Origin of the sequence: Ilyomonas limi, from assembly GCF_005233845.1 — a bacterium.
In the GTDB taxonomy this organism is placed as follows: Bacteria; Bacteroidota; Bacteroidia; order Chitinophagales; family Chitinophagaceae; genus Ilyomonas; species Ilyomonas limi.
Genome location: NZ_SZQL01000032.1, coordinates 19553 through 31616, shown reverse-complemented (window position 1 = coordinate 31616; position 12064 = coordinate 19553). Strand labels below are relative to the sequence as shown.

Here is a 12064-nt window from a genome sequence, read left to right as displayed (position 1 = left end):
GCCAGGAAAATGTGGTAAAAGAAGCTCAAAAGAAATTAGCCAACCTGCAAAAGGATGAAAAAGAGCTGTCCGGTAAAATTGCTAAAAATCAAAGTAGTCAGAAAGACCAGCAGTTGGATATAGATAACCAGGTAAAACTATTGGAAGATCTAAAACTGAAGAGAAAAAGATAATAAGGGATTTCAGCTACTAACAGGTTGATAGTAAACGCTGTAGTCTATTGTTTAATATTTTACTTTGCCTTTAAAGGCAAGGCTCAATTAAGCAAAAGGCTACAGTATTTTATTGTTCAAAATTAAAAATTTACAGGTACAAAAATTAGGTTTGGCGCGACTTAAATAACCCACCGACCTTTATTATTGCCTTATTATCCAATCATACACCTGCATACTGCTTTTCGTTCATGTAATTTATTAATCTTGAATAAATAATAGTTAGACAAGAAATTACTATCCTTTGTGTTTAAGCTTCATTATCTATTCTTGCACCTTCATTTATTCCCTTATCTGTAATGCTATATGTCTGCAGTACAACCCCTTCCCTGAAGTGTATATATCCACTTTCATTTAACTCATCCAGCAATAGTTGCAAATGATTTGTATCAGGTACCATGTCCAGGTTCTATTCTTTTGCAATATCAATCAACAAAAGCATTTCGTGTTTGATAAGCGTATTTAAAACTAATAAGCGATTGAGTGTTAACATGACAGCTTTTGTTTTCAATATTATGTGAATGTAGGAACATGTGGAAGGCTAGCAGGCATTAAAGATTTGCCGAATGGTAACGATTAAGAATAGTTTGTTTAGATATATTAATCATTGATGGCTTAACAATACCTACAGCTGATAAAAGTCGGTACCTGTTAAATTTATCAAACTTCACTTTGTTTAAGAGTGTCAGTATATTTCTTAGTTTCTACCCTTCAGAATGGCTTTCTGCTATTGCCTTAATATCGTTTATACTTGCATGTTTAAGCGTTTCTAAATGAAGGTGTTTCCCTATCAGCCCATGTGAACCATAGAAAGCCAGAAAACAAGAGCCTTCCGGCATGGTATTGCCATACAGGTCACTTTCCATGACAAACACATTGTCTAATCCAGGATATTCAAATACTCTTGCATTGGGTGCAATCTGAGCATTTATATGCTTGTTGGATAGCCGTAAGCCTAATTTACTTATCGTTTCTTCATCTATATTAAAATCAGTAGTGTTTTTCATGTTTGTTGCTTTATTTATTACTTCCAATTTTACTTTAACTTCCTGTAACAGCGTAAACTACGCTACCTGTATTTAGTATAATGTTTTTACTTGTTCGCCTAACTATAAATCCATCTTTTGATGCAGGATGCGAATACCTATTTTTGCTTTTAAATTATCAGGTAATCATTTTCACTGCTCATCCTGTTCTTCTGTTTCTGCCGGTTTTGGCTCATCATAATAACGGGTGCCTGCATAGCAGCAATACATGAAAGAATTAGGTTCATTAATATAAAGAACGGATGGTTGGTTCTATGTAAAAGATGAACAAACTTAATTGGTAAGTACTGTATCCCGGATAGCGTTTAAAGTTAATTCCTGCTGTTGTACACTATAAAATAAGTTCTGCAGCAAATGCAGGTATTGTATATGCTTTACCAGCGTGCGATGAGAAAAATCTACGGCTGAGTATTCGGTATTCAACTCTATGGTAAAAGTTTTCTTAGGCCTTTCATGTTGCCATGTTTTATGATAATCATGAAAAGTGAATCCTAATGCTCTTAATAACTCGTTAGATATAGGCACAGCCGTCAATCGTTCAGAACTAGCTGCTTCGTACTCACAACTATGATTGGTTTCAAAACCTATATGGGATAATTGAGTAGCACTTGCGTCGTTTTTAATACAACATACTTTTCGTATAGTGTTGTCGACAAGAATGTAGCTACCTACCCGCAGCTCCTGAGTGTTTATCATAATTATTGTTTTATATCTTTGTCCTTAGAAAAGTGATTTAATGTTCAGGGATGAAACTTCGCGTGTAAGATCAAGTTATGTTTTACACTGAAATATACCAATAAGTACGCTTAAAAGATGAGGAAGGAACCAGGTAAACACGTGTAGCTATCAACAGTATAAATGCAGGTAGCATAAATGTTTAATTACAAACTACGGTACTCAAATAAATTTATGCGATTACACACAAGATAAGGTATTTAATTCAGTATCAACTATTTAATTTTTGCCTACAAGTTGTATTATCATACTACAAGCGTTCAACAAAATACAAAGGACTTTATTACTCTTTTTCTTATCACTATCAATTAAAACAGGTTTGGTGCAAGAATACATCAAACATACACAGGCAAAGACTGATTTGTTAGCTTGTTATATTCCGACTACCGTTGGAGGAGCTAAGCTCACAAGCACTAATATAAAATAGCCGGATGTGGTTGCTGCAAGTTGCTATTCTGTAATTTTTTGTACATGTGACATTCTTTGCTTCGCAACAATTTACAAGGTTAACGAACTAAAATAAATAGTAACTTTTAATTTTTGCTTTATAGCTCTCCATTGCTTTTTCAATGATGATGGTAAATCTTTTTTCTATATCTGCTTTATTGGCGGAGGCAGCATAATTTTGTAATCGCAGTGAAGCCTGCTCATCTAAGTAATGTGCTACACTTTCAATTTCTTCGGCTAATAATGATTCTTTTTTACCATTCCAATCGCTGCGCGACATACCCTTAGGAATCAACTTATCAATATTTTTTTGTTTAAAAAAATCATTACAAAAAAATTGAAAGCTGGTCATAGCATTAAATACAACATCGTCCATAAACTTAAATTTAAAATAAATTGCCAGCTTTGTAATTGATTATTATCGCTGATAGCACAGGAATATACAAAATACAGTTAGCGTGTGTATCATCAGCTTACTTTTTAATGCGCATATCCTGCATATGCCGCATCCTGTTGTTGTAAAAATAATGATATGGAACTGTTTTAAATGGAATATTATTCTTTGTGTAAGTGAGAACTAAAAAAGCATATGAAAAATAAAAGTAGAAAACAGCGGTTGATAAAATAGTTATTGTGAGAATCATATGACAATAGCTACAAAGCACAATCCATAATTAGTTAGTATGCTCACAAATAATAAATAATGATTTTATCAGAAAGTATTCATATAAAACATATCATCCTACTGTTTTGCAACCTGTGAATAATGTAAATAAGGAACGGAATTGTGTAAAGCACCAGGGAAACAAATAACTGAACTTTGTAGCAGGCAGGAAGGCACCATTGCTGCGGTTTTCACTGGCAGCAGTTGATTAGCTTTTCTCTTCTTTTAATCAGTTTATTTTTTATTATGATAGCAATTCTTATTTTCTTTTTTGCTCACTGGTTTTTGTCACTTTTCTTTCACTCCTTTTTCCTGCATCGCTATGCATCTCATCAAATGTACAAGATCAGTAAAAACTGGGAGAGAACTATTTACCTGATGACCTGGTTTACGCAAGGCTCTTCTTATCTTGTACCCAGAGCCTATGGTGTTTTGCACCGTATGCATCATACTTATAGCGACACAGAAAAAGACCCGCATTCACCTTATTTCTTTAGAGATGTATGGCACCTGATGTTGCACACGGCTAAAATATACAGGGGGTTTAACACCGGACAGAGCATACCGGAGCCGCAATTTACTCAGGAATATTTGCCTGCCTGGCATAAGCTGGACCATTTGGGCCATCATGCTGTTACGCGTATTTTATTTGGCGCGGCTTACGTTGCTTTTTATATCCTTTTTGCTCCAAGTGCATGGTGGTTTTTATTGTTGCCGATACATTTTTTAATGGGGCCAATCCAGGGTGCTATAGTTAACTGGTGTGGTCATAAATATGGTTATCGTAATTACAAAAACGGAGATCATTCTAAAAATACTACTCCTTTTGGTGTAATACTAATGGGCGAGTTGTTTCAGAACAATCATCATCATGATAAAACAAATGCCAATTTTGCACGTCGCTGGTTTGAGTTTGATTTAACTTATATTATTATGCTGGGATTGAATAAAATGAGAGTGATACGGTTACTTCCTGTGGGACCACATAACGGGTAAAACTATTGTATAGTCCTGATTTCTTTCTGTTTCATGTTCTTTTATACTGATAAATAAATCGTACAAAGGTCTTTTTCTAAAGACCTTTTTCTTTTTTATTAACCAGAACATACATTCAACAAAAGCAATTTTTGCATGAAGAAAGCTAATCTTCGTACCCGCTCTTAATTACCGTTGAAATCATTTTAAATTGCTCTTTGGCGTTAAAATGATGCGGGGCATGAGCAGGTATGATGATGCCGGCTCCTAACTGAAGCCGATGCAGATGATTACCAATAGTCACTTCTGCAGCACCATCAATAATCTGGATAAAAGTATCGAATGGAGATGTTTTTTCAGCCAGTTCTTCGCCGCAGTCGAAAGACATAATTGTTACATTTCCAGTAGCTTTCTTTATAATGGTTTTGCTTAACACGGCATTAGGTATATATTCAATAACTTCTACAATGATGTGAACTTTTGCCTTTTCCAATTCTAATGTGGAGCTCTTATTTTCTTTCATCACTATCATTTAATTTTAATACTCGTGTATAAAGGTCTGCTTAATCTGGCAGTAAACTTTACACCATAAAGTAAATAACTTACATAATTACAAGTCTTCCAGCGGCTTTTGCCTTTTCTGTTTCAATTTTTTAAAGAATGACGGAGTTAGACCGGTTATCTTTTTAAATTGATTGGATAAATGTGCGCTGCTGCTATAGTTGAGCTTAAAGGCAATCTCCGAAAGGTTCAACTCATCGTACAAGATCAGTTCTTTTACTTTTTCAATCTTATGCAGGATAATATACTGCTCTAATGTAATGCCTTTTACCTCAGAAAACAGATTAGCGAGATAGGTATAGTTATAATTAAGTTTTTCGCTGATATATACAGAATGTTTAACGGCAGGAAACTCATCTGCATAATGCACCATTTCTATCACAACAGCTTTTATCTTCTCTACCAGTATAGCTTTCTGATCATCCATCAGCACCAAACCCGCAGCAAGCAGGTTAGCTTTTAGGTTATCCCGCTGCGCTTCTGTTATATCCGCTTCAAGGTCCACTTCTCCCAGGTCAATATTTGTGTAGAAAATACCGAGGTCATTCAGTGTTGCCTTCACCAGCATCTTACACCGTAAACTCACCATATTTTTTATATACAGCTTCACGTTATCGCTATTGCATATTTGTTACCATTTTAGGCTTCCTTGCTTAGTAGTGCTTACTTTTTGAGCATTTATTATCCTGCCTTTTGCACTTGTCAGTACTGCCGTATCATAGTAATAAGCAGCAAAAAATTTTCCACTATTTATTATTTCGGCTTCTGTTACAATAAACTAATAGGTGCCTGGTATGTTGATATCAGCAATTTTTCATTAGACGCTCAGAAATGGCTATCTGGTCAGATGGGAAAGTGATGGGCAGGTTTACTTTGAGACAGTGGTCCTGGATAGTATATAATTCTATGAACCAGGAACAGGTTGTTGTCTTTTTTGAATAATAAAAATCACTACAACGCTTAACACTGCTGCAAAGTAACACCACACAGATGCAACAGCTTCTTTATAAAAGATCTTGGAAAACAAATATGCCATGATAAGAACAGTACCAAACATCCACATTTTTTTTTGTGAGGATACAAAAGCACCCAGCAAAGTAGCTGTGAAATACAAACCATCGCGAACAGGTACCAAATTATTGATTACCAAAGGATAATTGAACAGGTATGCAATATGATGATGAATTACCGAAGCCCTTACCGGGTACAGAAACATACAGACCAATATGTAGGATGCAACGATGCTGCCTGCCATAAGTAATATGCTTAATGCGCTTTTACGCTTTTTATCTTTTTCCATCACCATTATGGAAAGTGGTATCACTACCGGCCACAACACATAAGCGAATAAAAGATAGAAATGAATAAAAAAGGGCTGCCAGCCTGCTAAATAAGTATGGGTAAAAGACAGCCACACAAATCCTTCTGCAAGCTGTTGTACACAAAAGATTAAGGGAATGCATGCAAATAAACTTTGTAAACTGTTGCCCGCTTTTTTTACTGCCCCAATACCAATAATACCCAATACAGCACTGGCTCCAAAACTCGCACTGGCCGAAAAACACATAAATTCCCTCACTCTTTTCACTCTTTCTTAAAACCATTTTTAAGAAGCATTCCCCTTTGGTAAAAAGGACAATAATACACAAGGTAGGCTTTCTTTTATTCCATCCTGGTACATTAATTCATGTGCAGGAATGAAGCTGCTATGTAAAAATGAAAAATAATTGAACTTACAAATAAGGCATAAGTCTAATTAAAACAATATAATAAAAGGCACAATAGGAAAATTTGGATAAGACAGTGCAAATACCTAAGCAATAGAATAAAAGCAGCCCCCGGTTTATCAAGTGGCGAATACAAAACATGCTTGGATTTAAAAGCTTCAAATCCGCATTCAGAACACTTACAGGAATTGAAATAGTCAGAATGATTAAGAAGGAACAAGTAACCTCTCCTATGGCAACTGCTTACGTCACCTTTTGTCCTTTAGCTGCATAAATTACTTTTTTGATAACTTCATTTTTGGTTATTTTAATAGACGCGACAGAGCCGGTTTATTTGTTCTTGACAAAACATTGCTGATTATATACAGGCACCGACAACTAACTAATCAATTTGAAAAAACTGACTAAGGAAAACCAAAATCCTTTCCTCATGGAAATTATTAATGAAACACCATCTCCAGTTCTTCCAGTGTCTTCCCCTTAGTTTCCTTCACTTTAAAGTACACAAACAAGCAACCGATCAAACAGATAGCGGAGTAGATATAAAACGTTTTATCACCCAGACTATCAAACAATATCGGGAACGTAAACACCAGTATAAAGTATGCAGCCCACAAACTTATGATGGCAATGGAAGTAGCAACGCTGCGCACCTTGTTTGGAAAGATTTCGGATATTAATACCCAGGTTACAGGTGCCAGCGACATGGCATATACGCCGATAGACGATAATAAAAACCATGATACCGCCGTTGAGCCCGCAGCCAGCATTTGCACTACAATGATGTACAAAATGCCCAACCCCGCAGAGCCGATCAGCATCAAAGGCTTGCGCCCAAGCTTGTCAACCAGCAGCATGGCAACTATGGTGAAGGTTAAATTTACAATACCGATAAAAACGGTTTGCAGCAACTGGTTATCCTGTGATACACCTATACTTTGAAAAATGCGCGGTGTATAGTTAAATACCACGTTAATACCACAAAACTGTTGAAAAACAGCCAGGCCAATACCTACCAAAACAGCCGGGAGTACCCCTTTTTTAAAAGCCACGCCATAGCTCTGCTTTACGTTGCTGCCGGTTGACGATTGAATGGATGATAGTGTGGTCTCCGCAAAACTGGTATTGCCTATTTTTTTCAGTATTTTAAAAGCTTCTTCCTGCCGCGATGCATTCACCAGCCAGCGTGGACTTTCGGGCAATGTCAGGGCGCCGATAAAGAACAAGCCGGACGGTATTATACCCAAACCAAACATCCAGCGCCAGGCATCCTCTCCCATGTTGCGTAAAGTATAGTTAACCAGGTTGGTGACCAATATTCCGGTTACGATGGTCAGTTGATTGATAGCCACCATTCTTCCCCTTACTTCAGCCGGAGCTATTTCTGCAATGTACATAGGCGAAAGCATGGAAGCCATTCCCACACCAATGCCGGCAAGAAAACGGGATGCAATAAAAACATCCTTGTTTGTTGAAAACGCCATGCACAGGGAAGAGATAAAAAACAGGGCAGCAGCTACAAGCAAGCCTTTCTTTCGCCCGAATCTGTCAGCAACATTCCCTGCAACGAGGCACCCGGCAATGGCGCCTAATGCGAGGCTACCGGTAGCAAAGCCTTCCCAGTAAGCAGTTAATCCAAACTGTTGCTGTAGGAATGGCAGCGCGCCGGAAATAACAGCGAAATCAAACCCGAACAGGTAGCCGCCAAGTGCCGATATAAACGAAATTCCAATGATGTATCTGCTGTTATAATTTTTCATCCGTAGTCAGGCTTTGTATGGTACGTAAGTCAATCTGTTGCGAAGGGTTGAAACCCGCTGATGTCATATATTTTTTAAGGCTGTATAAAAGCTGCTTAGCCTCGGGTCGCTCATTTATATTTGAGGTGAGGTCAATGCCCGAAACCATCAGTTTTCCTTTGCCCGCTTTGCACTCAAATAATAAACCCAGCGGACGTGCCGTAAACCAATCATCAATCACCCTTACAATAGGCTGAATGTTTTTTGCTACACTATCCAGCAAGATGGCATTGGAGTGCGACATGGCATCCCACCATTCATAACCAGAGTAGTAGTCTGTCGGGAAATATTTCAAAGCCTCGTGTTCCGGATTGCATAAAATACCGAGTGTTTGAGGCGCCTGCCCATGTGTCCAGGCAGTATTCCAGAATATGCTGGAGAATCCGATAGCGATATCCCCACCTTTATTTTTTGCAAGCGTGCCCTGTTTGAGATTGAACAAAACATTACCGCCATTATTCAAAACCTGTATTGCTTTATCATCCAGCGTTTGAGTAACATAAACATTATTTACTTCTGGTAATTGATTCGGATAGACATAGATTTCCCAACTGTTTTTATACCCCTCTACAGCCACTTCCACCAGGAGCTTCTCAGCATTTTTTATGGATGATAACGACGCTTTTATTTCCCCGATATTTATACCATTGCCGAATGGAATGTGCGCTGCATTTAAGTTACCTTGAAATAAAACGTTGCCTTTAGCATCTTTTATCTGCCAGGTAGCTTTTCCGTTTTGTATCTCCTTACTCCCATAGTTTGCAATCTCTACCGGTGCAGATACAATCTCATCGTTATTATAAATCAGTTTGGAAAACCTCACAAGCGGCACCACGCTGTTACAAAATTGGCTGTATTCTTTTGCAGTAATGTATCCCTTATCGCCCCACATGGCATTCACTACGCCCACCAAAGCGGTGCCCTGACCCGGAAAATCATTCAACCCCAATAATTGAAAACCGCCAAAACCTTTCGTGCGCAAGGCGGCTTCTATATCGGCTTTATAGCACAACGCCTGCAGTTTGCCCGATGCTAACAAGAACGAATCTTCCAGGCGTTGCATCCCGTGTTCCTTCAGAAAATCCCTGAATATTTCAAAATTTTTTGCCTGTAAAACACCCGTGTATTTTTCTATTTCTTTAAAGTCGGGATACACGCACCATTGCCCGATTTCGTGGCTTACGGTCGGGTGCTGCCATTTAGAAATAATGTTGTTCCAATCGTATGTTGTGGACGGAGGCTGGCGGTTGATAATGCTTTTCAGCCCTTCGCCCCATGCCTGTATGCGCGGGTCGGGTGTGCTGTTGTAATCACTGCTATCTGTAACCGGCCAACCTGCGCCTGTGGTATATAAACGGCGATTGTCTTTCTGCTTCCAGTAATCAACAAATTTTACAAGATACGCTTTGTGGTTTTTTCCAGCGGGCTCATTGCCGTAAGTCATCATACAAAAGGAAGGATGATTGCCGAAATTATTTACAATACGCTCGCTTTCGTTATAAATAAATGTATCAAGCGGCAATCCGCTACCAATGGTGGCACCCTGGTTTGCCCATGACGAACATTCAATCTGTAAATAAAAACCTGCGCTGTCGGCTTCGTTAAACGCTGCTTCGGGCGGACACCAGGAGTGAAAACGCAAATGATTTAAACCATATGATTTGGCTACTTTAAAAATATTTTTCCAATAGCTGTTTTCTGTGGAAGGGTAACCGGTGAGCGGCGTTACGGCGCACTCTAAAGTACCTCTTAAAAACGTAGGTCGCCCGTTGATTAAGAATTGTGTTTTATCAGTTGAAAACCTGCGCATTCCGAAAGCAATGTTCCTGTCATCGCTTTCCTTTGCCGTCCGCAGGCTAACGTGCATATTATACAACTGCGGATTAAATTCATCCCACAACAAAGGTTTGTCGCCCATCGGGTAGGTAAGATTAATGGTGCCGGTATTTTCTTTCAAATCTTTTTCGGCTGTGATAGGCTGTAAAGAAGCTGCATGCTTATTACCCGATGTTGCCTGCAGGCTGATAATTGCTTTCTGTAGGTTATCCCCCGTCTTTTTGTAATCAACCAGCACAACTACTTGTTTCTTATCTATATCAGGAAAAAGTCGTACGTTCTCAATGTGCAAAAGCGGTTTTTCTATCAGCACCACCTTGCCGACAATTCCGTTCCAGTTTGTTTGCGTGTGGTCGGAAATGCTATGCGAGTTGGGACCGGGATTCACTTCATGAACCCGGTTGTCTATACAAATGGTGATGCGGTGCCTGCCCGGTGTAAGCAGTGATGATAAGTCATACTCGTGCGGCGCTCCGAGGCTCATTTGGCTGCCCGCTTTATTGTTATCCACCCACACTGTTGTTTTCCAATGACATCTTTCCAGGAACAGCGAAATATTTTGCTTGTTCCATGCCTGCGGAATGGTTACCTCTTTTTGGTACCATGCTGCGCCTTTGTAATACTTTGATGGCTGCAACCAGAACGGGACCTTAAAATTTCCCGGTTGCCGGTATTTCGCATACTCAGGTTTGGTGAAGAAAGAAGAGTCAATGATGTCCCCTGTCCACGGTGTTGTGAGCGATATATCATCGCCTATATTATTGGTGGTTAAAGAACCAGGCAGCTTGATTTCGTCATTCAAATTTTTATCAAACCATTGCTCCTGCTCACCCACATCATTTTTATCCAGCCTGAAATACCATGTGCCTGCAAGACTGATTTCATTGGGGCTTGATGATTGCGCAAACGGCACAGTACTACAGAGTAGCTGAAACAGAATAATTAGAAAATACCTTTTAAAAAATAGCATGCAAAAAGTTTTATGAATGAGTGAATCCGAAAGTATAGATCGTTGTGGAATTGTATTCTTCTCCGGGATGTAAAATGGCAGTTGGAAAATGAGCATGATTCGGGCTGTCGGGAAACAATTGCGTTTCCAACGCTATGGCGCTGTGTTTTTTATAAATTACATTCTGTGAGCCGTTGACAGAACCATCCCAGAAATTAGCGGTATAAACCTGGATGCCCGGTGCTGTTGTATAAACATCCATCTTTCTTCCGGTTTCGTTATCCGATAAGGTGGCAGCATGTACAAGCTCCTCCGAATGATGATGTTTTAAAACAAAATTGTGGTCATATCCCCGGTCATTTTTCAACACGGCATCGTTGATAGCTGTCCCTAGCCTTTTTGCCGAACGAAAATCAAAAACCGTGTTAGCAACGTTTATAAATTTTCCGGTTGGTTGATTATGCTCATTTTTTTCCGTGTACTCGTTGCTGTATATTGTCAAAGAATGATTCAGTACCGAATTGTTTTCAAAGCCCGTTAAATTAAAATAAGAATGATTGGTGAGGCTTACCGGCGTGGCTTTGTCTGTTGTCGCTTTATAATGAATGGTAAGTTCATTTCTGTGATTCAGCAAATAGGTAACTGACACTTCAAGGTTGCCGGGAAATCCCTCTTCTCCATCTTTACTGAGGTACGAAAGCTCAACACCAGCTTCATTTTCATTGCTAATTATCCGTTGCAGATTCCACACTTTTTTGTCAAATCCAACAGTGCCGCCATGCAGGTTGTTATTACCATCATTTAGCTGGAGCTGGTATGTTTTTTCACCGATTTTGAAACAACCATTTGAAATTCGGTTTGCATATCTTCCTACTACACAGCCGAAAAAATCTTTATTGTTTTTGTATTCCGGGATGGTTTTAAATCCAGCTACGATGTTTTTTGTATCACCATTTTTATCGGGTGTATTTACAGATAAAATGATGCAACCCAGGTTGGTAATACCAATTTCAACCATACTGTTTTTTAATATGAACGCGTACACCTCATTGTTATCAATCAACCCGTAATATTGTTGGCTAACTGTTACTTTTTTTGCCGTTGTATTCAAAG

General features: G+C 38.8%; 12 protein-coding genes. 1 reads left to right on the top strand and 11 read right to left on the bottom strand.

The features are described 5' to 3' along the window. Positions 1-462 precede the first annotated feature (462 nt). The 5 genes from FC093_RS23900 to FC093_RS22380 all read right to left on the bottom strand — a co-directional run bounded on the left by FC093_RS23900 (position 463) and on the right by FC093_RS22380 (position 2816). Positions 463-612: a hypothetical protein gene (locus FC093_RS23900; protein WP_170971191.1), complete on the bottom strand. Its 150-nt coding sequence runs from the start codon at positions 610-612 to the stop codon at positions 463-465. Between the two features lie 304 nt (positions 613-916). Beyond that, the gene (locus tag FC093_RS22395; protein ID WP_137264052.1) at positions 917-1219 is read right to left on the bottom strand and encodes a hypothetical protein; all 303 of its coding nucleotides are present in this window, start codon (positions 1217-1219) and stop codon (positions 917-919) included. A gap of 149 nt (positions 1220-1368) precedes the next feature. Further along, positions 1369-1455: a DUF1003 domain-containing protein gene (locus tag FC093_RS22390; protein ID WP_394347982.1), complete on the bottom strand. Its 87-nt coding sequence runs from the start codon at positions 1453-1455 to the stop codon at positions 1369-1371. 76 nt (positions 1456-1531) lie between these two features. Further along, a complete protein-coding gene (locus FC093_RS22385; RefSeq protein ID WP_137264051.1) occupies positions 1532-1954 on the bottom strand; it encodes a hypothetical protein in 423 nt (140 codons plus the stop codon). A 553-nt stretch (positions 1955-2507) separates the two neighbouring features. Continuing rightward, positions 2508-2816, bottom strand: coding sequence for a hypothetical protein (locus tag FC093_RS22380; protein ID WP_137264050.1), 309 nt, complete (start codon positions 2814-2816; stop codon positions 2508-2510). Between the two features lie 534 nt (positions 2817-3350). Here FC093_RS22380 and FC093_RS22375 point away from each other — a divergent pair. Further along, positions 3351-4100 carry a fatty acid desaturase family protein gene (locus tag FC093_RS22375; protein ID WP_137264049.1) on the top strand — a complete coding sequence of 250 codons (750 nt, stop codon included), beginning with the start codon at positions 3351-3353 and terminating at the stop codon, positions 4098-4100. Positions 4101-4245: 145 nt separating this feature from the next. Here FC093_RS22375 and FC093_RS22370 read toward each other — a convergent pair whose 3' ends face one another. The 6 genes from FC093_RS22370 to FC093_RS22345 form a co-directional block, all read right to left on the bottom strand. Beyond that, positions 4246-4605: a cupin domain-containing protein gene (locus FC093_RS22370; RefSeq protein WP_206106662.1), complete on the bottom strand. Its 360-nt coding sequence runs from the start codon at positions 4603-4605 to the stop codon at positions 4246-4248. A gap of 84 nt (positions 4606-4689) precedes the next feature. Further along, complete coding sequence (locus tag FC093_RS22365) at positions 4690-5229, bottom strand: helix-turn-helix domain-containing protein (protein ID WP_137264047.1); 540 nt, start codon at positions 5227-5229, stop codon at positions 4690-4692. A 315-nt stretch (positions 5230-5544) separates the two neighbouring features. Then, positions 5545-6228 carry a DUF6629 family protein gene (locus tag FC093_RS22360; RefSeq protein ID WP_137264046.1) on the bottom strand — a complete coding sequence of 228 codons (684 nt, stop codon included), beginning with the start codon at positions 6226-6228 and terminating at the stop codon, positions 5545-5547. A 579-nt stretch (positions 6229-6807) separates the two neighbouring features. Beyond that, on the bottom strand, positions 6808-8127 hold the full coding sequence (locus FC093_RS22355) for a sugar porter family MFS transporter (RefSeq protein ID WP_137264045.1): 1320 nt from the start codon (positions 8125-8127) through the stop codon (positions 6808-6810). Continuing rightward, the gene (locus FC093_RS22350; protein WP_137264044.1) at positions 8114-10972 is read right to left on the bottom strand and encodes a sugar-binding domain-containing protein; all 2859 of its coding nucleotides are present in this window, start codon (positions 10970-10972) and stop codon (positions 8114-8116) included. Before FC093_RS22350 ends, FC093_RS22355 begins: the two co-directional genes overlap by 14 nt. 10 nt (positions 10973-10982) lie before the next feature. Further along, the gene (locus FC093_RS22345) at positions 10983-12062 is read right to left on the bottom strand and encodes an aldose epimerase family protein (RefSeq protein WP_137264043.1); all 1080 of its coding nucleotides are present in this window, start codon (positions 12060-12062) and stop codon (positions 10983-10985) included. Positions 12063-12064: the final 2 nt, after the last annotated feature.